This is a genomic window from Micromonospora sp. HB375 (assembly GCF_017872985.1).
GTDB lineage: Bacteria > Actinomycetota > Actinomycetes > Mycobacteriales > Micromonosporaceae > Micromonospora > Micromonospora chalcea.
In genome coordinates this window covers 768707-791285 of sequence record NZ_JAGGJO010000001.1, presented here as the reverse complement: position 1 = coordinate 791285, position 22579 = coordinate 768707, and the positions used below count along the sequence as shown (strand labels likewise).

At 71.9% G+C, this 22579-nt stretch carries 24 protein-coding genes; 11 read left to right on the top strand and 13 right to left on the bottom strand.

The features are described from left to right. Positions 1-76: 76 nt before the first annotated feature. Positions 77-949, bottom strand: a complete 873-nt coding sequence (locus J3R08_RS03935) for a biotin--[acetyl-CoA-carboxylase] ligase (protein ID WP_043330645.1) — start codon at positions 947-949, stop codon at positions 77-79. Positions 950-1021: 72 nt separating this feature from the next. Between J3R08_RS03935 and J3R08_RS03930 the strand changes: the two genes are divergently transcribed. Further along, a complete protein-coding gene (locus J3R08_RS03930) occupies positions 1022-2605 on the top strand; it encodes an acyl-CoA carboxylase subunit beta (protein WP_069087137.1) in 1584 nt (527 codons plus the stop codon). A 43-nt stretch (positions 2606-2648) separates the two neighbouring features. On the opposite strand, the gene J3R08_RS03925 is transcribed toward J3R08_RS03930, so the two are convergent. The 4 genes from J3R08_RS03925 to J3R08_RS03910 form a co-directional block, all read right to left on the bottom strand. Further along, complete coding sequence (locus tag J3R08_RS03925; RefSeq protein ID WP_043326653.1) at positions 2649-3521, bottom strand: hypothetical protein; 873 nt, start codon at positions 3519-3521, stop codon at positions 2649-2651. Next, on the bottom strand, positions 3514-4014 hold the full coding sequence (locus tag J3R08_RS03920) for a SigE family RNA polymerase sigma factor (protein ID WP_043326656.1): 501 nt from the start codon (positions 4012-4014) through the stop codon (positions 3514-3516). Before J3R08_RS03920 ends, J3R08_RS03925 begins: the two co-directional genes overlap by 8 nt. Positions 4015-4076: 62 nt before the next feature. After that, the gene (locus J3R08_RS32610) at positions 4077-5060 is read right to left on the bottom strand and encodes a ketopantoate reductase family protein (protein WP_043326659.1); all 984 of its coding nucleotides are present in this window, start codon (positions 5058-5060) and stop codon (positions 4077-4079) included. A 49-nt stretch (positions 5061-5109) separates the two neighbouring features. Continuing rightward, positions 5110-5853 (bottom strand): M50 family metallopeptidase, encoded by a 744-nt coding sequence (locus tag J3R08_RS03910; RefSeq protein WP_209960009.1) that lies wholly within the window; start codon positions 5851-5853, stop codon positions 5110-5112. A 99-nt stretch (positions 5854-5952) separates the two neighbouring features. Between J3R08_RS03910 and J3R08_RS03905 the strand changes: the two genes are divergently transcribed. After that, on the top strand, positions 5953-6132 hold the full coding sequence (locus tag J3R08_RS03905) for a hypothetical protein (RefSeq protein ID WP_233514584.1): 180 nt from the start codon (positions 5953-5955) through the stop codon (positions 6130-6132). A 128-nt stretch (positions 6133-6260) separates the two neighbouring features. Next, positions 6261-7013: a GH25 family lysozyme gene (locus J3R08_RS03900; protein ID WP_043326667.1), complete on the top strand. Its 753-nt coding sequence runs from the start codon at positions 6261-6263 to the stop codon at positions 7011-7013. Between the two features lie 66 nt (positions 7014-7079). Here the strand turns inward: J3R08_RS03900 and J3R08_RS03895 are convergent, their stop codons facing one another. Both J3R08_RS03895 and J3R08_RS03890 read right to left on the bottom strand, forming a co-directional pair. Then, positions 7080-7286, bottom strand: a complete 207-nt coding sequence (locus J3R08_RS03895) for a hypothetical protein (protein ID WP_043326669.1) — start codon at positions 7284-7286, stop codon at positions 7080-7082. A gap of 87 nt (positions 7287-7373) precedes the next feature. Further along, complete coding sequence (locus J3R08_RS03890; RefSeq protein WP_166455848.1) at positions 7374-9359, bottom strand: serine/threonine-protein kinase; 1986 nt, start codon at positions 9357-9359, stop codon at positions 7374-7376. 91 nt (positions 9360-9450) lie between these two features. On the opposite strand from J3R08_RS03890, the gene J3R08_RS03885 reads away from it, so the two are divergent. Next, the gene (locus J3R08_RS03885; RefSeq protein WP_209960007.1) at positions 9451-9663 is read left to right on the top strand and encodes an acyl-CoA carboxylase subunit epsilon; all 213 of its coding nucleotides are present in this window, start codon (positions 9451-9453) and stop codon (positions 9661-9663) included. A gap of 100 nt (positions 9664-9763) precedes the next feature. Next, positions 9764-10216, top strand: coding sequence for a hypothetical protein (locus J3R08_RS03880; RefSeq protein ID WP_069087144.1), 453 nt, complete (start codon positions 9764-9766; stop codon positions 10214-10216). Between the two features lie 292 nt (positions 10217-10508). Here J3R08_RS03880 and J3R08_RS32605 read toward each other — a convergent pair whose 3' ends face one another. Then, positions 10509-10679: a hypothetical protein gene (locus tag J3R08_RS32605; RefSeq protein ID WP_209960005.1), complete on the bottom strand. Its 171-nt coding sequence runs from the start codon at positions 10677-10679 to the stop codon at positions 10509-10511. A gap of 885 nt (positions 10680-11564) precedes the next feature. Here J3R08_RS32605 and mycP point away from each other — a divergent pair. Genes mycP through J3R08_RS03860 form a run of 3 tightly spaced genes read left to right on the top strand, consistent with a single transcriptional unit; the run spans position 11565 to position 14004 of the window. Next, positions 11565-12674, top strand: coding sequence for a type VII secretion-associated serine protease mycosin (gene mycP, locus J3R08_RS03870; protein WP_209960003.1), 1110 nt, complete (start codon positions 11565-11567; stop codon positions 12672-12674). 10 nt (positions 12675-12684) lie between these two features. Continuing rightward, positions 12685-13341 carry a nucleoside triphosphate pyrophosphatase gene (locus J3R08_RS03865; protein ID WP_043326679.1) on the top strand — a complete coding sequence of 219 codons (657 nt, stop codon included), beginning with the start codon at positions 12685-12687 and terminating at the stop codon, positions 13339-13341. A 9-nt stretch (positions 13342-13350) separates the two neighbouring features. Then, the gene (locus tag J3R08_RS03860) at positions 13351-14004 is read left to right on the top strand and encodes an O-methyltransferase (protein WP_064447649.1); all 654 of its coding nucleotides are present in this window, start codon (positions 13351-13353) and stop codon (positions 14002-14004) included. Between the two features lie 78 nt (positions 14005-14082). Here J3R08_RS03860 and J3R08_RS03855 read toward each other — a convergent pair whose 3' ends face one another. From J3R08_RS03855 to J3R08_RS03840, 4 genes are all read right to left on the bottom strand, one after another. Next, positions 14083-15486, bottom strand: coding sequence for a sugar MFS transporter (locus J3R08_RS03855; protein WP_209960001.1), 1404 nt, complete (start codon positions 15484-15486; stop codon positions 14083-14085). A gap of 62 nt (positions 15487-15548) precedes the next feature. Then, a complete protein-coding gene (locus tag J3R08_RS03850) occupies positions 15549-16304 on the bottom strand; it encodes an ABC transporter permease (protein ID WP_013284036.1) in 756 nt (251 codons plus the stop codon). A gap of 17 nt (positions 16305-16321) precedes the next feature. Beyond that, the gene (locus tag J3R08_RS03845) at positions 16322-17281 is read right to left on the bottom strand and encodes an ATP-binding cassette domain-containing protein (RefSeq protein WP_209959999.1); all 960 of its coding nucleotides are present in this window, start codon (positions 17279-17281) and stop codon (positions 16322-16324) included. 127 nt (positions 17282-17408) lie between these two features. Next, positions 17409-17999, bottom strand: coding sequence for a PadR family transcriptional regulator (locus J3R08_RS03840; protein WP_043326691.1), 591 nt, complete (start codon positions 17997-17999; stop codon positions 17409-17411). Positions 18000-18131: 132 nt separating this feature from the next. On the opposite strand from J3R08_RS03840, the gene J3R08_RS03835 reads away from it, so the two are divergent. Further along, positions 18132-19883 (top strand): biotin carboxylase N-terminal domain-containing protein, encoded by a 1752-nt coding sequence (locus J3R08_RS03835; RefSeq protein WP_069087149.1) that lies wholly within the window; start codon positions 18132-18134, stop codon positions 19881-19883. Between the two features lie 125 nt (positions 19884-20008). Then, the gene (locus J3R08_RS03830; protein WP_064447646.1) at positions 20009-21448 is read left to right on the top strand and encodes a GuaB1 family IMP dehydrogenase-related protein; all 1440 of its coding nucleotides are present in this window, start codon (positions 20009-20011) and stop codon (positions 21446-21448) included. 13 nt (positions 21449-21461) lie between these two features. Here J3R08_RS03830 and J3R08_RS03825 read toward each other — a convergent pair whose 3' ends face one another. Next, complete coding sequence (locus tag J3R08_RS03825) at positions 21462-22001, bottom strand: TetR/AcrR family transcriptional regulator (RefSeq protein WP_209959997.1); 540 nt, start codon at positions 21999-22001, stop codon at positions 21462-21464. A gap of 84 nt (positions 22002-22085) precedes the next feature. Between J3R08_RS03825 and J3R08_RS03820 the strand changes: the two genes are divergently transcribed. Then, positions 22086-22529 (top strand): DoxX family membrane protein, encoded by a 444-nt coding sequence (locus tag J3R08_RS03820; protein WP_069087151.1) that lies wholly within the window; start codon positions 22086-22088, stop codon positions 22527-22529. Positions 22530-22579: the final 50 nt, after the last annotated feature.

The window sequence follows — 22579 nt, the reverse complement described above, 5'->3', positions numbered from 1 at the left end:
CCGCGCGGGCGGCTGCCCGTGGTTGTTAAGAGGGGGCCCTTCCTCTACCGGAGGCGTTAAGAGGGGGCCCTTCCTTTCACCGCAGGTGCAGCACGTCTCCCGCGGCCAGCCGCAGCGTCTCGGCATTCGTCTCCACCAGGAGCTGCCCGTCGGCGTCCACCCCGGTCGCGGTGCCGTGCGCCTCGCTGCCGTCGGGCAGCAACACCCGCACCTGGCGACCAATGGTGGCGCACCCGGCCAGGTACGCCTCGCGCAGCCCACTGGCCTCCGCATCACCTCCGGCGTCACGCCAGCGCTCGTACCAGTCGGCGAGCGAGCGCAGCAGCGCCCGCAGCAGCGGGTCCCGGTCGGTGGCGGTGGCGCCGGCGAGCTGGAGCGAGGTGGCGGGCAGCCCGGTCGGGTTCTCCGGCAGCTCGTCGGCGCGCAGCGTCACGTTCAGCCCCACACCGACCACGATCGCGGGCGGCCTGTCGTTCTCCCCCGGCACCGCCTCGGCCAGCACGCCGGCGCACTTCGCGCCGTCCACCAGCAGGTCGTTGGGCCACTTCAGCCGCGCGTCCAGCTCGGCCAGCAGGCGTACCGCCTCGACCAGCGCGACACCGGCGAGCAGCGGCAGCCACCCGTACCCGGTGACCGGCACCGGCGCCCAGCCGCGCTCGGGGACCGCCTCGCCGGGCCGCAGCAGCACGCTCGTGGCGAGACCGGCGCGCGGCGGCGACTGCCAGACACGGCCCCGACGGCCCCGGCCGGAGGTCTGCCGCTCGGCGACCACCACCAGGCCCTCCGGCTCGCCGCCCCGCGCCGCGGCCACCGTGTCGGCGTTCGTCGAGCCGGTCTCGGCCAGCAACTCCAAGCGTCGCCAGGGCCCGTTCGGCGCGACCAGCGCGCGCCGCAGCCGGGCCGCGGAGAGCGGCGGTCGGTCCAGATCCGTGTACGGCGAGCCGGGCATCACGCCAGCCTACGGCCCGGATGAGGCGTACTGCACAGCCTCAGACACCTGAACCATCGTTATATTCCACGGGTGACTACCGAGACCGGGTTCAACATCCACACGACCGCCGGCAAGCTGGCGGACCTGGAGCGACGGCTCGACGAGGCGGTGCACGCCGGGTCGGCACGCGCGGTCGAGAAGCAGCACGCGCGGGGCAAGAAGACCGCCCGCGAGCGGATCGAGATGCTCCTCGACGAGGGATCGTTCGTCGAGCTGGACGAGTTCGCCCGGCACCGCTCGACCAACTTCGGGCTGGAGAAGACCCGCCCGTACGGGGACGGCGTGGTGACCGGCTACGGCACCGTGGACGGCCGGCAGGTCTGCGTCTTCTCGCAGGACTTCACCGTCTTCGGCGGCTCCCTCGGCGAGGTCTTCGGCGAGAAGATCGTCAAGCTGATGGACCTCGCCATGAAGATCGGGTGCCCGGTCGTCGGCATCAACGACTCCGGCGGCGCGCGGATCCAGGAGGGCGTCACGTCCCTCGGGCTCTACGGCGAGATCTTCTTCCGCAACGTGCGGGCCAGCGGCGTCATCCCGCAGATCTCGCTGATCATGGGCCCGTGCGCGGGCGGCGCCGTCTACTCCCCGGCGGTCACCGACTTCACCGTCATGGTCGACCAGACCTCGCACATGTTCATCACCGGCCCCGACGTGATCAAGACGGTCACCGGCGAGGACGTCGGCATGGAGGAGCTGGGCGGCGCCCGTACCCACAACACCCGCAGCGGCAACGCGCACTACCTCGGCACCGACGAGGAGGACGCGATCGAGTACGTCAAGGCGCTGCTGTCGTACCTGCCGTCGAACAACCTGGACGAGCCGCCGGTGTTCGACGCGCCCGCGATCCTCGACGTCACGGATGAGGACCGGGAGCTGGACACGCTGATCCCGGACTCGGCCAACCAGCCGTACGACATGCACCGGGTCATCGAGCACGTGCTCGACGACGGCGAGTTCCTCGAGGTGCAGCCGCTGTACGCGCAGAACATGGTGGTCGGTTTCGGTCGCGTCGAGGGGCGCCCGGTGGGCGTGGTGGCGAACCAGCCGATGCAGTTCGCCGGCACGCTCGACATCGCCGCGTCGGAGAAGGCGGCCCGGTTCGTGCGCACCTGCGACGCGTTCAACATCCCGGTGCTCACCTTCGTGGACGTGCCCGGCTTCCTGCCCGGCACCGGCCAGGAGTGGGACGGCATCATCCGGCGCGGCGCGAAGCTCATCTACGCGTACGCCGAGGCCACCGTCCCGAAGGTCACAGTCATCACCCGCAAGGCGTACGGCGGCGCGTACGACGTGATGGGCTCCAAGCACCTCGGCGCGGACCTGAACTTCGCCTGGCCGACCGCGCAGATCGCGGTGATGGGCGCGCAGGGCGCGGTGAACATCCTCTACCGCTCGGAGCTGGCGAACGCCGAGGACCCGGCCGCGGTCCGGGCCGAGAAGATCGCCGAGTACGAGGACACGCTCGCCAACCCGTACATCGCCGCCGAGCGCGGCTACGTGGACGGCGTGATCCCGCCGCACGAGACGCGTACCCAGATCGTGCGGGCGCTGCGGGTGCTGCGGACCAAGCGCGAGACGCTGCCGCCGAAGAAGCACGGCAACATCCCGCTGTAGTACGTCGGGTGCCCCCGCCGCCTCGGTGGCGGGGGCACCGGCGTCAGCAGCCCGGGTTCGTGGCGCGGCACAGCCGCTCGGCCGCGACCCGGGCCAGGTCCCGCAGTGTCACCTCGTCGCCGCCCGGTCCGGTGCTCAGCACCGTGACGAGGTCACCGACCCGCACCACCACCTGCTCCTTCGGCGGGGTCCCGTCACCGAGCCGCGCCCCGGTGTCCAGCCGTCGGCCCTGCCCGACGGCGTGCCGCACGAGCACCGACTCGTCGCCGGCGAAGCCGCTGTCGACCGTCTGCCAGGAGTGGACGACCTCCGCCTGGACCCGCTTGCCCTTCAACTCCACCGGACCGGTGAACCGCCACGTGCGGCAGGGCGCGAGCAGCGCGGGCAGCTCGTCGAAGAGCCGCTCGCCGTCCCGCGGCGCCAGCCGGTGCACATCCTGCAGGACCACCGCCTGCGGGGCCGACTGGTCACCGGCGCCCGGCCGCTTCCGCAGGAGGGTCACCGACCGCGAGTAGCGGGACTTCACCCACTCCGTCCGCAGGCCCTGCTCCTGCCGGCAGACCTCCAGCATCTTGTCCAGCTGGATCTCCTCGTCGAGGCCGGAGTCGTTCCACGGCGTGGTGCCGGCCGGCCGCACGTCGGACGGTTGCAGCAGCGCCTCGGCGGGCACCTCCGTGGCGCTCCACGGTGTCGCCGACGGATTGGCGGCGACCGGGGCCCGCGCTGGTGAGGCGGCACGCCCGGAGGCCACGAACGCGGCCCCGGAGGTGAGTGCGAGCACCGCCACCGCCGCGGCGGCCACCGTGCGGCGGCTGCGGCGCCGGGCACGTGCCCGCAGCTCGGCCGGTTCCGCCCAGCGGACGTTGCGCAGGTCCCGCTGCATCACGTCGATGAACGCCAGGTCGTCGTCACGCATCGGCGGGCTCCTCCAGATCCACTACCGCGAGCAGTTCGGCCAGGGCGGCTCGGCCCCGGGACAGCCGGGCCTTGACGGTGCCGACCGGGGCCTCGGTCTCCCGGGCCACCTCGGCGACCGGCATGCCGAGCAGGTAGTACAGCGCGAGAGCGACGCGTTGCTCCTCGGGCAGCCGCCGCAACGCGGCCACCACCTCGACCGTGTCGGTGCTCGGCGCCGGCATGCTCTCCTCGGCGCCATGGCGCAGATAGGCGCGCGCCCGGCTGCGCAGGCTGCGCCAGCGGCTCACCGCGATCCGGCTCGCCACCACCCGCACCCATGCCTCCGGGTCGTCGTATCCGCGCACTGTGGACCACCGCTGCCAGGCCCGGATGTACGCCTCCTGCACGGCGTCCTGCGCCTCGGCGAGGTCGCCGGTGAGCACGTAGACGAAGCCGAGCAGCCGCTGTCGGCTGCCCCGGTAGAACTCGTCGAATCCGTCGACGTCCGGCACCTGCTACCTCCCGAGTGACGGTCGCAGGGGACACGCCTGGCGTGCCTGGTGCGGTTGCCCGCTCAGCCGATCATTTTCTCGAGTTCGCCGAGCGGGAAGCCGCCGGCCGGGATCCGGTCGCGGACGGCCCGGCGGACGGCGGTCTGCACCGCCGCGTTGGCCGGGGTGGGTACGCCGTGCAGGCGCCCGAGCAGCACGATCTCGCCGTTGAGGTGGTCGGTCTCGACCGAGCCCGCGCCCCGGGCCAGGCTCTGCCAGGTGGAACCGCCGGAGCGCTCCTCGCCGCCGACGGGCCGGTGCGACACCAGGTCACCGCGCTCGGCGGCCTCCTCCTCGACTGTGGTGTGCGCGATGCCAGCGGCGGCGAGCGCCGCCTCGCCCTCGGCGCGTACCCGCTTCGACAGGGCCTCGGGCACGTCCCGGCCGAGCAGCGCCTGGAGGCCGTTGCCGAGGTTGGCGAGCAGCTTGCCGTACTTCCAGCGCATCACGTCGTCGCGCACCGGCGCGACGAACCCGGCGGAGGTCAGGTCGGCGGCGACCGCCCGGCTGGTGTCGTCGGCGCCGCTCGGGTAGCGGCCGATGTGCAGCATGCCCGGGTGCGGATGCCCGTTGGCGACCACCAGGCCCGGTTCCAGGTGGGTGGCGGGCAGCCACACGCACACCGGGTGTACGCGGGCGAAGCGCCGCAGCGCGGCCGGCTCGTTCGCCACGCCGTTCTGGGCCAGCACGACCGGCAGCCGTTCGCCCGCCGTTCCGCCGCCCTCGACCGGCGCGTCCGCCCACGCCGTCAGCGCCGCCACGGTGTCCTGCGACTTCACGGTGAGCACCAGCACGGTGTCGGCCGGCAGGGGCGGGCCGTCCGGCCCGGCCACCGCCGGCAGCCGGCCGGTGACCTCCCGCTCCGGCGTGCGCAGCGTCAGACCCCGCTCCCGCAGCGCGTCCAGATGCGCGCCGCGGGCCACGAGCGTCACGTCGTGGCCGGCGTCGGCCAGGAGTACGCCGATGGTGCCGCCGACCGCGCCCGCTCCGATGATCACGTATCGCACGGGTCCGATTCTGCCCCTATGTGGCCTCGCCCGCCGGATACGCCGCTTGTCAGGCGGTGAGCCCCGCGTCGGCCAGGATCGGGCCGGCCAGCAGCAGCGCGCCGACCACCAGCGCCCCGACGCTGACCAGCAGGAACACGCCCACCCAGAACAGCGCCGGGATCGGCGTGAGTCGGGCGAGCTGGTCGGCGTCGGACTGCGGCATCCGGCCCCGGGCGCGTTGCCGGTGCAGCTCGAACACCGGTCGTACGCCGCCGAGCAGCAGGAACCAGACCGACGTCCAGGCGAACGCGGCCTGCACCTCGGGCGAGGTGTACCAGGAGACGGCGAGCACCACGCCGCCGGTGACAAGCAGCGAGAGCACGCCGAACAGGTTGCGGATCATCACCAGCATGGCGAGCAGCAGCGCCACCGCCAGCCACAGCAGCAACGTGATCCGGTTCCCGGCCAGCAGCCACGCGCCGCCGAGGCCGAGCAGCGACGGCGCGACGTACCCGGCGAGCAGCGTGAGGATCATCCCGGGCCCGGTGGGGCGGCCGGCGGAGAGCGTCAGCCCGGAGGTGTCCGAGTGCAGCCGGATGCCGTGCAGCCGGCGGCCGGTGAGCAGCGCGACGAGCGCGTGGCCGCCCTCGTGCGCGATGGTGACCGCGTTCCGGGCGATCCGCCACGGCAGCCGGGTGGCGACCACGGCGAGCGCGACCACGGCGGTGAGCACCACCAGCAGCGGCGGCGGGTCCGGCTGGGCGCTCATCAGCGTGTCCCAGAGCGTGGTGAGGCCGTCGATCAGGGGCATGGGCGGGGAGCCTACCGGCCCGAGCCGTGTCGTTCGACCGGCCGAGTCTCATAGAGTGTGAGACTGATCGGACGAGGCGCCGGAGCGGAGGTGAGGTCGGTGAGCGCAGCTCCCTTGGAGCCCTACAGCTCGCACGAGCAGGACGGCGACAGCCACTCGCTGCGGCTGCACCGGCTCGACGGCGCGCACTACGTCGAGGACGCGGTGGCCAAGGCGGGTGAGACGCTCAGTGTCACCGAGCCGTTCCGCTGGGCGATGGACCCGAGCGCGCTCCGCTGATCCGCAAACGACGCGCCACCTGGGCGAACGATAGGCGTCGATGAAAATTTCCTTGCTCCCTATTGCGATCTAGGGCACTAAGCTCCAAAGATGGGCGTCAATAAACGGACGTCCCTCTGGAGGCAACCATGGCCCGTACCAGACTCTCCGTACGCCGGCTCCTCGCTGCCGGCCTGGCCGCCGCCGCCACCGCGGCCGTGGCCCTCGTGGCGACCGCCGGACCGGCCGCCGCCGCGACCACGCCCGGGATCGACGTCTCCCGTTACCAGGGCAGCATCAACTGGACCAGCGTGCGCAACGCGGGCATCCAGTTCGCCTTCATCAAGGCCACCGAGGGCACGAGCTACAAGGACCCGAACTTCAACGCGAACTACGTCAACGCGTACAACGCCGGGGTGATCCGCGGGGCCTACCACTTCGCCCGGCCGAACATCTCCGCCGGTTCCACCCAGGCCAACTACCTGGCCAGCAACGGCGGCGCCTGGTCGGCCGACAGCCGTACGCTGCCCGCCGCGCTGGACCTGGAGGGCAACCCGTACAGCGGCGGCTACTGCTACGGCCTGAGCACCACCGGCATGCGCAACTGGGTCCAGGACTTCCTCAACACCTACCGCTCCCGCACCGGCCGGTACGCGGTCATCTACACCACGACGAGCTGGTGGAACCAGTGCACCGGCAGCTGGAGCGGCCCGTGGGCCAACCACCCGCTGTGGATCGCCCGCTGGGCCAGCTCGCCCGGCACCCTGCCGGCCGGCGCTCCGTTCTACAGCTTCTGGCAGTACACGAGCACCGGCTCCGTCTCCGGGATCAGCGGCAACGTGGACCGCAACTACTGGAACGGCGACCGCAGCCGGCTGATCGCCCTGGCCAACAACACCTGATCCACCGGCTTACGACAGTGGGACCGCCTCCGTGCGAGGCGGTCCCACTGTCGCGTCGTACGTGGCTCAGGCTCTGCGGCGCGCGGAGGCCGGCACGGGCGTCCGGCGCATCCAGCGCCACGCCGCCACACCCGCGATCGTGAGGGTCAGCACACCGAGGACCGCGACCGGCGCGGACAGGCCGGCGGCGATCAGGAGCAGCACGACGTCGCCGAGCGCAACGAGCATCCACAGTGCCAGCCGCGGGCCGGTGTCCCTGCGTCGGTAACCCATGTCGCACCTCCTTCCGTCGTCGGAGGATTCATACCCCCGAGGACGGAAAGCCATGCGAGCGAGTTTCGTGACCGGCGGGATTCCCGGTCAGTTCTGGCGGTCCGGCACGAAGCCCTTGGTGATGATCTCCCAGTTCGCCAGGTTGGCGTCCCAGTCCTTCGCCGGGACCTCCCAGCGCAGCGCGAAGCCCCGGTTGCTGGCGGTCGCCACACCACGGTTGCGGACGTGGAAGCGGGTGTCGCCGTTGCGCGTCTCCAGCCAGTCCCAGTCGGCGCAGGTGCGGAAGTAGGGGTCGCACTTGGTGATGCCGACCAGTTTGTAGTTGCGCACGAAGTTGCGCCGGCTCGACTCCTGGCTCTTCCAGTCCGCGTACGCGTCCTTCTTCGGGTTCGGCGTCCACTGGATGAACAGCACCCGCCGAGCGCCACCGACCTCGTAGAGCACGACGTTGTCGCTGCGGACCCGCGCCTCGAAACCGTTCGGGATCGGCACCTTGAAGCCGTTCGGGCCGGTGTAGAGACGCCAGCCGGCCGGCAACGCGGCCCCGGACGCCGACGGGCTGGCCGACGGCGTGGGGCTGGCCGACGCACTGGTCGCCGGGGCGCTCGGGGACGCGCTCTCGCTCGCCGCGGGCGGCGGCGCCGCCGACGCGGAGGTGCCGGCCGTCGGCTGACCGCCGTCGCCGTCGTCACCGTTGTTCAGCAGCGGCACGGCCACCACCAGACCGACCAGCAGCAGCAGTACCAGCGCGCCGATCAGCAGGTTGCGCCGGTTGGGCGCGGACTTCTCGACCGGCAGCACCGTGGCCCGGCCGGTCGACTGCGCCTCCTGCACCGGAGCCGGGCTGACCGGTGCGGAACCGGACACGGCCGGGCTGACCGGCGCCGGGGCGTCGGTGACGGGCTCGCCGTCGAGCCGCGTCTCGTCCAGCGCCGGGTCGACGCCGTCGACAGGGGCCTCGTCGTCCACCCGGGTCTCGTCGGTGGAGGGCGCCGGGTCGAGCTTGGTGGTCGGATCGGCGGCCGGCGGAGCCACCTTCGCCGTCGGGCCGGCGTCCGAGGTGGGCGCCGCCACCTTCGCCGTCGGGTCGACGGCTGCGGCCGTACCCCCGGTGGCGGCCCCGGAGACCGAGGTCGCCGCGCGCTCGGCCTGGTCGGCCGGGCGCGGCGCCGGCACCAGCGGCGGGCGCGGCACGCGCGGACCGTTCGGCCCCGGCCGGCGTACGCCGTCCAGCAGTGAAATGCCCTTGGCCCGGCGACCGGCGGCCTTGCGCAGCATGCGCTCCGCCACCTCGGCGGTGATCCGCTCGTCCGGGTCCTTGCGCAGCAGGCCCTGGAGCACCGGCTTGAGCGGCCCGGCGTTGCGCGGCGGCGGCAGCGGCTCGGTGGCGAGCGCGGCCAGCGTGGCGATCGCCGACGGACGCGCGTACGGCGACTTGCCCTCGACCGCCGCGTAGAGCGTGGCGCCGAGCGACCAGAGGTCGGCCTCCGGCCCGGCCGTGCCGTCCCGCGCCCGCTCCGGCGAGATGTACGCGGGCGAACCGAGCACCATGCCGGTGCGCGTCACGTTCGGGTCGCCGGGGATCGTGGCCAGGCCGAAGTCGGTGAGCACCACGCGGCCGTCCTCGCCGAGCAGCACGTTGCCCGGCTTGACGTCGCGGTGCATGATGCCCGCCTTGTGCGCGGCCTTCAGCGCGTTCAGCACGCCGAGGCCGATCTCGACCGCCTTGGCCGACGAGACCGGACCGTCCTCGGCGATGGTGTCCTGCAACGACTTCGACGCCACGTACTCCATGACGATCCACGGATCGCCGTCGGTGCGCAGCACGTCGAAGATGCGGACCACGTTGACGTTGTTGAGCCGGGCGATCGCCCGCGCCTCCCGCAGCGAGCGCTCGCGCATCTCGCGGCGCTCCTCGGGGGTGAGGCCGGGCGGCGGGACCAGTTCCTTGATGGCCACGTCCCGGTGCAGCACCTCGTCCCGCGCCTTCCAGACGCGGCCCATGCCGCCCTGACCGAGCGGCGTGATAAGCCGGTACCGGTCGGCGACGAGTTGGGGGAGCGCGTTCGACATCGCAGAAACCGTACCCGGCCGCTGCGACGCCTACACCGTCGGCACGCCACTGTACGGCGAAGGTCGAATTCGTGACGGTTACCCTTGGGGCATGTCTGCCGAAGAGCCGCTGTTCCGGATAGTCCGCGGCGTGCCCACCGCCGAGGAGCTGGCCGCTCTGGTCGGCGCGATCATGGTGCGTACCCGCCCGGCCCAGGCCGCCACGCCGGCCCCCGTGTCGCAGTGGGCGCGCAGAGCACGTCCCGCCCTCGCCGGCCCGGTCGCCGGCGCCGGCGCGTGGCGGGCCTCCGGCCTGCCCCGCTGACGTCTGGTTCCACCCGCGGCGCCGGGCGGGGCTGCCGGGATCCACGTTGAGCCACTAACCTCACTCAGGGAAACCGTGTGGTGACGGGCAGGAGGCTCCGATGATCCCGGAGGACAACCAGCCAGCCGGCTGGCTGCGCGGCTACGGCGGCATCGAGGCCGACATCCGACAGATGCGGGAGTTCGCCGACCGCCTCCAGGACGAGGTGACGCGCAACTACTCGCCGCATCTGTCGTACATCGCCGACGACATGAGGGCCCCGGTGCCGAACCCGGCCGACGCCTTCATCGAGCTGGTCCATTTCCTCCAGGCCCACCACGACACCCAGACGGCAGCGGTCAGCGCCGTGTGGGACCTGGCACCCGCCACCGGCCGGCTCGCCGACGCCGCCGGCCGGATCGCCAACCACTACGGCGACGCCGACGCGTTCTCCTCCGCACGGGTCACCGACGTCGAACGGGCACTCGCCGGGCCGTCGAGCACCGTCGCCCGCCCGCTGCCGCCACTGGCCGACCCCACCGCCCCCGAACAGAGCCGGGTGATCCTGCCGTGATCGAACGGGGCAGCGGACGCACCTCCGGGCTGACCGACTGGCGGCTGATGGACGTCCTCAGCATGTGGGCGTGCCTCCAGGACCAGGACACCGCCGGCCAGTGGAAGCAGGTCGCCGGTTGGCGCAAGGTCTGTGACCTCGCGCTGACCCACCTGAGTCGGCTGCGGGAATACCGGCGCGGCCTCGCCGAGGCCTGGCCACCCGAGACCAATGCCGCCGCGCGGGCGTACATCGCCGAACTCGACCAGCTCATCGACCGCGTACAGCGCACCCACGACGCCGCCGCCGCGAACTACGACGCGCTCGCCGCCGCCACCCGCGCCATCGGCAGCGCGCGGGCCGAGCTGCAACCCCTGCACGAGGAGTACGAGAAGAAGCTGCGGCAGAAGCGGGCGTACGAGGCGACGATCGCCGACCCGAAGGCGGTGGCGGGTAGCCGGTTGCCGGAACGGCCCCCGGTCACGGACGACGACTTGGAGCAGTTGAACGTACGGGCACGCGGGTTGATGACGGGGTTGAGCGGCGAGCTACAGCACGCCCAGGTCATGCTTCGCCAACCGCCACCGAAACCGGTCCCGAAGGTAGATGAGATCTCCACGCGGCCCGGGACAGAGGTTGCTGCACCCATGATCCCGCCGATCATTCCGGTTCCACTACCGGCAACCCCTGTTGCTAGAACGAACCCGCCGCGTACGGCCACCCAAACAACGCCCCTGGTTCCAGCGCCCAGCACGGGTCCAATACTGGGCGGAGTGGGCAGCACACTGAATCCGCCGCCCACATCTCCGACCCTGCCAAGCCCTCCGACCGTGCCGAGCACGCCATCGGTCGCAGGCGGCAGCCCTGTGCTACCCCCTCCGGCACAATATCCGGCAAGGCCAGTCCTTCCTCACTACAACCAGATGCAAGGAAATCCGGCATCTGGATCGGTTTCACCTGCCAGCCCTATGCGCTCAGCACCGCTAGGTGGCCTTATAGGTGGCAACATTCCGCCGGGTTTGGCGCAGCCAACGAGCGGCGGTCCTCGCAGAGTTAATCCCGTGGGCGGCGTCATTGGCGGCGGAGCAGCCGGGACAGCACCCACTGGAGGAGCGGGTTCCCGGCCAGGAGCGGGGCGGAATTCTCAGCAGTTCAGCGCAACAGGACTTCATCCGCTCGGCGGCAGTCCTACTTCAGGATCAGCTAGTTTGGGAAACTTGGGTAAGGCACCCAGGAAGCCAGACAGGGAAGTCGAATGGGACCCCGATAATCCATGGAGAACCAACGAGGGGGTGGATCCCGTCGTGCAGGCACCCGAAGATGAAGGGCCAATAGACCCGGGCCCTGCAATCGGCCTTCCTCGCTAGATATGTCAGCATTCCAAGCTGCTGCCGCTGTCGTTCTGCTATTGGCAAGCTCTTTCCACATTGGCGGCAACTCCCTCAGAGGGGAGTCAAGTCAGTGGCATCTGAAGTACTTGCAGGCATCCAAGGCTCACACCCTCAGCCGCGGAGAGGGCGTTGTTGTTGCAGTTCCTGACAGCGGAGTGGCGCCGCATCCAGACCTGTCGCAAAGCTTGATGCCAGGAATCGACATCATCCCGGGCGGCTCCGGAAACGGCCAAGGAGATAGGGACGGGCACGGCACTGGCATGGCCGGATTAATTGCGGCCAACGGACAAAGCACCCAAGGCGCTTTGGGCATAGCCCCGAACGCCAAGATACTGCCGATCTACACGTCTCCGGCCCATGAGGACGGAACATCCGCTGCCCTCGCAATGGCAATACGATATGCAATCAAAAAACACGCACAGGTAATTAGCGTGTCACTGACAGCCGGGGCTGACGTCGAGCTACAGCAGGCAGTTAAGGACGCGCTTAGCGCAAACATTGTTGTCGTTGCAGCAGCCGGCAACACCTCCGAATCTCCACTCATCGGCTATCCAGCTCGCGAGCCAGGTGTTATCGCGGTAGGCGGAGTCGACCGAGAGGGGCGCCATGCAGCAATCTCGGTTGCTGGGCCGGAGATCGACGTAGTCGCTCCGGCCGTCGACATCTACAGCACCGGTCTCAATGGGGGCTACCGGCTTGGTACCGGTACCTCAGATGCCACGGCGATTGTGGCCGGCGCTGCTGCACTCATCCGCTCCAAGTACCCCAACCTCCCCGCGCAGGAAGTCGCCCACCGGCTGACCGCCACCGCCGTCGACAAGGGACCACCAGGCCGCGACGACCAGTACGGCTACGGCGTCATCGACCTGGTAGCGGCGCTCACCGCCGATGTCCCCCCGCTCGGCTTCGAGTCCTCGAACGTCACGCCACCGGCGTCGGCGGAGGCAGCCCCGGAAAAGGGCGACGACAGCAGCGCGACCGTACGCGGGCTCGCCACCCTGGGTGTGCTGGTGGCGGCGGGCGGCGGATACCTGTTCTGGCGTCGGCGCCGACGTGCCGACGACCCGCCGCCGAGGGTCAGCCGGTAGCGTCGGCGGGGTGTCGACCTCCGTACCGGTGCGCCTCGTGCTCGCCTCGCAGTCTCCCGCCCGCCGCAAGTTGCTCCAGGCCGCTGGCATCGAGCCCGACGTGCTGGTCAGCGGCGTGGACGAGTCGCAGGTGGTCAGCGAGCGCGCCGAGGATCTGTGTCTGGAGTTGGCCCGGTTGAAGGCGCAGGCCGTACGCGATCGGCTGCGGCCGTCGCCGGATGAGCGCACTCTCGTGCTCGGTTGTGACTCGGTGCTGGCCTTCGACGGTGAGATCCTCGGCAAGCCTGATGACGCGGCGGACGCCACCCGGCGGTGGCAGCGGATGCGCGGGCGCAGCGGTGTCCTGCACACCGGGCACAGTCTGATCGACGTGACGCACGAGTCGCGGGCCGAGGCCGTCGCGTCGACCACTGTGCATTTCGCCGACATCAGCGACGAGGAGATCGCCGCGTACGTGGCGACGGGCGAGCCGCTGGCCGTTGCCGGCGCGTTCACCATCGACGGGCTGGGCGGCGCGTTCCTGACCGGGATCGAGGGTGACCCGGGCACAGTGGTGGGGTTGTCCCTGCCGTTGCTGCGCCGACTGCTCGCCGAGGTGGAGCTGAGCATCGTCGACCTGTGGACGAAGGTCGCGCCCGGGGGCCAGGAGATCGAGCATCTCGGCTAACGTCCGGACATGACCACGAAGCCTCTGCCGCTCACCCCGGAACTGCACGCCTATCTGGTGGCCCACGGGTCCGCGCCGGACGAGATCGTCCGGGAGCTGGCCGAGGAGACCCGGGCGGCCCTGCCCGCCGAGGCGGTCATGCAGGTCGCGCCGGAGCAGGCGGCGTTCCTGACGTTCCTGACCCGGCTGCTCGGCGTACGGCAGGCGGTCGAGGTGGGCACGTTCACCGGCCTCTCCTCGCTGGCGATCGCCCGGGGGCTCGCCGATGGCGGGCGGCTGACCTGCTTCGACATCTCCGAGGAGTACACGGGCGTGGCCCGGCGCTACTGGGAGCGCGCCGGTGTGCAGGACCGGATCGAGCTGCGCATCGGCCCGGCCGCCCAGACGCTGCGCGAGCTGCCCCGCGAGCGTTACCTGGACTTCGCGTTCATCGACGCGGACAAGGTCGGCTACCCGATCTACTGGGACGAGCTGGTGCCGCGCATGCGCCCCGGCGCGGTGGTCGCCGTCGACAACACGCTGCGCGACGGCCGGGTGCTCGCCCCGCGCAACGCCGACGACCGGGCGATCGCCGCCTTCAACGACGCGGTGATCGCGGACGTGCGCGTCGAGGCGGTCATGCTGCCGATCGCCGACGGCGTCACACTCGCCCGAGTGCTCTGAGCCGGCCCGAACACAACCTCGCCGAAGTGGCGGCAACCCTGAACACCGGATACCGCCACCTCGCCGAAACGGAGTCGATCAAGTCGTGCGGACCGGCGCAGGCAAGGCACGCCCCAGCCGCACCGTCAGCAGCACCGCCACCGCGATGAACGCGGGCAGCAGCAGGAACGCCGGGTGCGGGCCGGCGCCGTCGGCCACCCACCCGAGCGCGACCGGCGCGATCCCGAAACCCACACCCATCGAGTACGCCGACCAGCCCGCCGCCTTGTCGGCGGCCGGACCGGCGACTGCGAGCGCGATGGAGATCGCCAGCGGGTAGTGCAGCGCGTTGCCCAGGCCGAGCACGACCAGGCCGGTGACGGCGAGCCAGCCGACCGTACTGCCCCAGAACAGCGCGAACCCGGCCAGCGAGACGGTGAGCGCGCCGAGCAGCAGCGGCACCGGCGGCCAGCGCAGCGCGGCCCGGCCACCGGCGATCCGGCCGGCGAACATGCCGCAGACGATCGCGGCCACCGCCGCCGACGCCCCGCCCGCGCTCAGCCCGGCGTGGGTCCGCAGCACGTCGGCGGTCCAGAGCGACAGGCAGACCTCGATCGACCCGGTGACGGACATCAGAACCCAGGCGATCCAGTACGCACGCGGCAGCCGCCCTGCTGCCCCACGCACCCCGGAGGCGGGCACCTCCGACGCCGGCATCCCCGGCGCGGGCACGGCCGAAGCGGGCACAGGCGCGGCACCCCCGGACGACACGGTGACGGGAGCGCCCGAAGCGGGCACGGCGGCGTCGGATGCGCCGACGGCGGGGACTGCCGGCGCGGGCGCGGCGGCCTCGGCCACCCCGGACGTGGGGACGGCGGGCACCCGGGTGGATGCGGCCACGGGGACCGGTGTGCCGGCAGCCGCGACAGCGGGGGCGCGGTTCGGCCCGCGTACCCGGAAGGTCAGAGCCGCGAGCGCGACAAGCGTGATCAGCCCGACCTCGACGGCCATCAGCGGTCGCCAGCCGAGGCCGGCGTCGACGCTGGCGCCGATGGTCAGCGGCGCCAGGATGCCCATGCCGGCGCACGCGGCGTTGGCCTCGGTGAGCGCGGCGGGGGCGGCGGGTCCGTGCCGGGCGGTGAGCACCACGCTGACGCCACTGACGATCATCATGCCGAAGGTGGCGATGACCGCGACGGCGGCGAGCGTGGCCGGTAGCGGGCGGAGCAGGCCGAGCGCGGTGACGCCAGCGGCGACGCCGGCGAGGCCGAGCCAGATGGCGGGGCCGCGGCCGAGGCGGCGGGCGATCGGGGCGAACAGCGCTCCGCCGGCCAGCGCGCCGACGGCGATGCCGGTGCTGTGCAGGCCGGCGACGGCGGCGCTGGTGCCCTGTTCGTCGCGGAGCAGCGGTACGACCGGGCCGAATCCGTAGAGGAAGAAGCCCCAGAGACCGAGCTGGGCGTAGGTCAGCCAGGTGATCCGGTCACGGGTGAGGCGGGGCACCGGCCCACGCTACGCGCGTGGCGCCGGTGCCCCCTGCCTCCTGAGAGGTACGTCTCCCCTGGTCAGCGGACACTGCGGGCGAACTGGCGGGCGGCCCAGAAAACGCCTGCGGCGGCGAGCACCGCGATGATGCCGAGGCCCTGCCAGACGCGGTCGTTGCCGAGGTCGCCGTTGAACAGCGCGCGCGTGCCCTCGACCGCCCAGGAGAACGGGTTCCACTTGGCGACGCCCTGGAGCCAGCCGGGGGCGAAGGTGAGCGGCAGCAGGATGCCGGAGAGCAGCAGCACCGGCTGCGCGACGGTGTTCATCAGCGGGGCGAGCGCGTCCTCGCTCTTGACCTTGAGCGCGATGCCGTAGGAGACGGCCGAGGTCATCAGCGCGATGAGGGCGAGCATCAGGTACGCCAGGAGCAGGTTGCCGATGAACACGCGCAGGTCGAACGCGAGCGCCAGCAGCGTGATGATGATCGCCTGCGCGATCAGCGAGACCACGTCCCGCAGGGACCGGCCGAGCAGCAGCGCGAGCCGGCTGACCGGGGTGACCCGGGAGCGTTCGATGACGCCGGCGCGCAACTCGGCGATCAGGCCGAAGCCCTGGAACAGGCCGCCGAAGATGGCCAGCAGCACGAGCAGACCGGGCACGAAGATCTTGTACGCGGCGGCCTGCGTCGGGGCGTTCAGCGCGGGCTTGAGCAGCGGGGCGAACAGGAGCAGGTACATCACCGGCTGGAAGACGCCGACGAAGATCCACACCGGGTTGCGCAGCAGCAGTTGCGTCTGGCGCTGGAAGATCAGCCAGGTGTCGCGGGCGAGTTTCATGACAGCTTCTCCGGGGGTCAGGACTCGCGCAGCGAGCGGCCGGTCTTGGTGAGGAAGACGTCGTCGAGGCTGGGCCGGTGCAGCTCGATCGAGCGCAGGTCCAGCCCGGCGTGGTCGAGGCGGCGCAGCACCTGCGGGATGGCGGTGGCGCCCTCGTCGACGTAGAGGCGCAGGCCGCCCTCGTCGACGGTCTCCAGCTTGCTCACGTACGCCTCGGTGTCGAGCAGTTCGGCGGCGCGCGGGGTGCTCGGGGCGTCCAGTCCGACGATCACCACCTCGCCGGAGATCTCCCGCTTCAGCTCGGCCGGCGTGCCCTCGGCGACGATCTCGCCGTGATCCATGATCGCGATGCGGTCGCAGAGCGCGTCCGCCTCGTCCAGGTAGTGCGTGGTGATGAAGACGGTCATCCCCTCGGTACGCAGCCGGCGGATCTCGTCCCACATGTGCGCGCGGCTCTGCGGGTCGAGGCCGGTGGTCGGCTCGTCCAGGAAGACGATCTTCGGCTCGTGGATGATGCCGAGCGCGATCTCGACCCGCCGGCGCTGGCCGCCGGAGTAGGTCTTGCACTTGCGGTCGGCGTACTCGGTGAGCTGGAAGGCTTCGAGCGCGCGCTCGGCGCGTCGGTGCGCCTCGGCCTTGCTGATGCCGTAGAGGCGGGCCTGGAGCACCAGCTCCTCGCGGGCGCTCGACTCGTCCCAGGTGCTGCCGCCCTGGGCCACGTACCCGATCCGGCGGCGCACCTCGGCCGGGTCCTTGCGCAGGTCGGCGCCGGCCACAGTGGCCTCGCCGCCGTCCGGCTCGATGAGCGTGGCGAGCATCCGCAGCGTGGTGGTCTTGCCGGCGCCGTTGGGCCCGAGGAAGCCGAAGATCTCCCCCTCGGCGACGTCGAGGTTGACGCCGCGGACGGCGTCCACGGTCTTCGTCTCGCGAACCTCGCGGGAGCGGTACGACTTCCGCAACCCCCTGGTCTCGATCATTTCTGCTCCTGGTCGTCCGGGCGGGCCTGACCGGCCGCCGATCGTCCGCGAGGACGCACGAATCCCCCGCGATTCCTGCCGAGGCTAACGCGATATAGCTTCTTTGGTCAACGTTGATTATGTCGTGTCATCGGGAGCCGTCGGTCCAGCCCGACCAGCCCTCGGCCCGCTCCATCCCATCCGGCAGGTACGACACTCCCGACTCGATCCGCTCCGCGATCCGCTCGCACCACGCCGTCTCCGCCTCGGCGCGGGCCAGCCACAGCTCGAACATCCACCCGACGTGCACCGGCTTGCGGGTGCGTACCCAGTCCGAGTCGAGCGAGGCGCGCATCGACTCGACCCCGGCGCGAAGGAGGTTCGCCCGGTTGCGCAGCGCCGCCGCGGCCTCCTCGCGCGGCATCGCCGGCAGGAAGGAGAACGCCGCCACGAACGGGTCCGGCGGCTCCTGCACCTGCCACCACTGCGCGCGCAGCAGCGTCTCGAACTCGTCCTCCCCCTTCGCCGTCACCTCGTACGTGGTGCGGGCCGGGCGGGCGCCCACCTGCTCGACCGAGACGGTCCGCAGCAGGCCCTCGTCGGTGAGTTTGCGCAGCGCGTGGTAGATCGAGCCGGGCTGCACGTTGGCCCACTTGTCCGCGCTCCAGCTCAGCAGCTCACGGCGCACGTCGTAGCCGTGCACCGGCTGCATCCACCGGACCAGGCCCAGAATCATCATCCTCGTTGCCGACACCCGACAAGCGTAATAGGCAAATTTGACTACAGTGCCGCATCCCACACTGAGCGATCGTTAGGCTCCGCAGGTAGGCCGCTAAACTCCCGGCAACGACCTCCCGGGAGGAGCCTCAAGGTGCGCAAGGTTCTCATCGCCAACCGCGGCGAGATCGCCGTCCGCGTCATTCGCGCCTGTCGCGACGCCGGCCTGGCGAGCGTCGCCGTCTACGCGGACTCCGACCGGGACGCCCTGCACGCCACGCTCGCCGACGAGGCGTACGCGCTCGGCGGCGACACCGCCGCGGACAGCTACCTGCGCATCGACAAGCTGATCGACGTCGCGGCCCGGTCCGGCGCGGACGCGGTGCACCCCGGCTACGGCTTCCTCTCCGAGAACGCCGACTTCGCCCAGGCCGTCATCGACGCCGGGCTCACCTGGATCGGCCCTACCCCGCAGGCGATCCGCGACCTCGGCGACAAGGTGACCGCCCGGCACATCGCGCAGCGGGCCGGCGCGCCGCTGGTGCCCGGCACCCCGGACCCGGTGGGCAACGCGGACGAGGTGATGGCGTTCGCCGTCGACCACGGCCTGCCGGTCGCCATCAAGGCCGCCTTCGGCGGTGGCGGGCGCGGCCTCAAGGTCGCCCGCACCATGGAGGAGATCCCGCACCTGTTCGAGTCGGCCACCCGCGAGGCGGTCGCCGCGTTCGGCCGGGGCGAGTGCTTCGTCGAGCGCTACCTCGACAAGCCGCGCCACGTCGAGGCGCAGGTGCTGGCCGACCAGCACGGCAACGTGATCGTGGTGGGCACCCGGGACTGCTCGTTGCAGCGCCGGCACCAGAAGCTGGTCGAGGAGGCGCCCGCGCCGTTCCTCACCGACGCCCAGCGCGCCCAGATCCACGACAGCGCCAAGGCCATCTGCCGCGAGGCCGGCTACCACGGCGCCGGCACCGTGGAATACCTGGTCGGCGCGGACGGCACGATCTCCTTCCTGGAGGTGAACACGCGGCTGCAGGTCGAGCACCCGGTGACCGAGGAGACCGCCGGCATCGACCTGGTACGCGAGCAGTTCCGCATCGCCGACGGGGAGAAGCTGCGCTTCACCGAGGACCCGACGCCGCGCGGACACGCCATCGAGTTCCGGATCAACGGCGAGGACCCGGGCCGCAACTTCCTGCCCGCCCCGGGCACCGTCACCGCGCTGCGCCTGCCCTCCGGGCCGGGCGTGCGGGTGGACACCGGCATCTCGGCCGGCGACGTGATCGGCGGCAACTTCGACTCGCTGCTCGCCAAGGTGATCATCGTCGGCGAGACGCGCGCCGAGGCGCTGGAGCGGGCCCGCCGGGCGCTCGACGAGATGGTGGTCGACGGCATGGCCACCGCGCTGCCCTTCCACCGCCTGGTGATCCGCGACGAGGCGTTCACCGCCGAACCGTTCACCGTGCACACCCGGTGGATCGAGACCGAGTGGGACAACACCGTACCGGCGTTCACCGCCGCCGCCGGCGCCGCCGACGAGCCGGCCGAGCGCGAGACCGTCGTGGTCGAGGTGGGCGGCAAGCGGCTGGAGGTCGTCCTCCCCGCCGGGCTCGGCGCGGGTACGGCGGCAGCCGCGCCCGCCGCGAAGAAGCCGGCCCGCCGGGGCGGCGGAGGCAAGGCGGGCGCCGCGGTCAGCGGCGACACGCTCACCTCCCCGATGCAGGGCACGATCGTCAAGATCGCGGTCGCCGACGGCGACGAGGTGGCCGAGGGCGACCTGGTCGTGGTGCTGGAGGCGATGAAGATGGAGCAGCCGCTGCACGCGCACAAGGCCGGCACGGTCAGCGGGCTCGCCGCCGAGGTCGGCGCGGTGATCACGTCCGGCGCCGCGATCTGCACCATCGCCTGAGGTGTAAGGAAGGGCCCCTTCTTAACGCCTGAGGTAGTGAAGGGGCCCCTTCTTAACAGCGCGAGGCCGGGTGGTGTGAGCCACCACCGGGGGCGGGCACGGCCCGGGGCGGGAATGATGGCCGGGTGCGGTTCCTTCACGGCGCGGTCCCCGCGCACGACCTGACCTACAACGACGTCTTCATGGCGCCCAACCGGTCCGAGGTGGGCTCCCGGCTCGACGTCGACCTGGCCACCACCGACGGGACGGGTACCACGATCCCGCTCGTGGTGGCGAACATGACGGCCGTCGCCGGCCGGCGGATGGCCGAGACGGTGGCCCGGCGCGGCGCGGTGGCGGTGATCCCGCAGGACATCCCGATCGAGGTCGTCGCCGACGTGGTGGGCTGGGTCAAGCAGCGGCACCTGGTGCACGACACGGCGATCGCCCTCGGCCCGACCGACACCGTCGGCGACGCCATCCACCTGCTGCCGAAGCGGTCGCACGGCGCGGTGGTGGTGGTCGACGGGGACGGCCGGCCGATGGGCGTGGTGACCGAGGCGGACACCGTCGGGGTGGACCGCTTCGCCCAGCTCCGGCACGTGATGTCGACCGAGCTGCACACCGTGCCGGCGGACGCGGACCCGCGTACCGGATTCGACCGGCTGTCGGCGGGCCGGCGGCGGATCGCGCCGGTGGTGGACGGCGACGGCCGCCTGGTCGGGGTGCTGACCCGGCAGGGCGCGCTACGCGCCACGCTGTACAAGCCCGCGGTGGACGACCGGGGGCGGTTGCGGATCGCCGCCGCCGTGGGCATCAACGGCGACGTCACCGGCAAGGCCGCCGCGCTGCTGGAGGCCGGGGTGGACACGCTCGTCGTGGACACCGCGCACGGGCACCAGGAGCGGATGCTCCAGGCGCTGCGGGCGGTCCGCCGGCTGGACCCGCCGGTGCCGGTGGCGGCGGGGAACGTGGTCACCGCTGATGGCGTACGCGACCTGGTTGACGCCGGTGCGGACATCGTGAAGGTGGGTGTCGGGCCGGGCGCGATGTGCACCACCCGGATGATGACCGGGGTGGGCCGTCCGCAGTTCTCCGCGGTGCTCGACTGCGCGGCGGCGGCCCGCTCGCTGGGGCGGCACGTGTGGGCCGACGGCGGCGTACGCCACCCGCGCGACGTGGCGCTGGCGCTGGCCGCGGGCGCGTCGAACGTGATGATCGGCTCCTGGTTCGCCGGCACCTACGAGTCCCCCGGCGACCTCTACACCGATGCCGACGGGCGGCGCTACAAGGAGAGCTTCGGCATGGCGTCCTCGCGTGCGGTGAGCGCCCGTACGGCCGAGGACAGCGCGTTCGACAGGGCCCGGAAGGCGATCTTCGAGGAGGGCATCTCCTCGGCCCGGATGTATCTGGACCCGAGCCGGCCCGGCGTCGAGGACCTGATCGACGAGATCATCTCCGGGGTGCGCAGCGCGTTCACGTACGCGGGCGCGCGCAGCCTGGAGGAGTTCCACGAGCGGGCGCTCGTCGGTGTGCAGAGCGCCGCCGGCTACACCGAGGGGATGCCGCTGCCGACGAGCTGGTGACGTTCGGTCCCGCTCAGTCGAACAACCGCCTGATCACGGTACGGGCGGCAGCCTCCGGGTCGTCGCCCACCCGTGGCGGCAGCGCGCCGGAGAGCCAGAGCGTGGCGAAGCCGTGCACGATCGACCAGGCGGCGAGCGCGTCGGCGTCCGGCTCCCGCCCGGTGTGCCGGGCCACCCCCTCGCGCAGCACGTCGCCGGAGCGGGCGCGGGCGGCGACCAGCTCCGGGTCGTCGGCCCGGTACAGCTCGGGCCGGAACATGACGTCGAAGTGCGCCCGGTGCCGCACCGCGAACCCGACGTAGGCCACGCCGGTGTCGAGCAGGTCGACCCCGGCCTGCCGCAACGCGTCGGCGAGCAGGTCGAAGCCCTGGGTGGCGAACGCGGTGAGCAGCCCGGCCTTGTCGCCGAAGTGGTGCGCCGGCGCGGCGTGCGAGACCCCGGCGCGCCGAGCCAGCTCACGCAGGCTCAGCGCGGCCGGTCCGGACTCGGCGATCGCCTCGGCGGCGGTGCTCAGCAGGACGCGGCGGAGGTCACCGTGGTGGTACGAGGCCATGCAGTCACCCTAACTTGTCATTGACAAGATGGCACCATCGTCGCAATCTTGTCAGCGACAAGATGTTCGTCGGAGGGATCGACAATGGCACCCCTGATCGCACTGCTCGCCGGCACCGCGCTGGCCCGGATAGCCGGCCTGCTCGGCGTGGACGCCCTGGACGGGTGGCACCCCGCGCTGCGAGTGGGGCTGGCGCTGATGTTCGTGCTGACCGGCGTGGCCCACTTCGCGTCCCGCCGCGACGACCTCATCGCGATGGTCCCGCCGTCGCTGCCCCGGCCGGCCTTGCTGGTCACCGTCACCGGCGTACTGGAACTGGCCGGCGCGCTCGCGCTGCTGTTCCCGGCCACCGCGCGCCCGGCGGCGGCCGGGCTGGCACTGCTGATGCTCGCCATGTTCCCGGCCAACGTGTCAGCCGCACGGCGACGCCTCACGCTCGCCGGGCGCCCGGTGACGCCGCTCGGCGTCCGTACCGTGCTCCAGGTCGTCTTCGTGGCCGCGGCGCTGACGGTGACCCTCGGCGGATGACCCGCCGCGGGCCCGGCGACCCCGCCCGCCCACGCCGACCGGCGGAACCC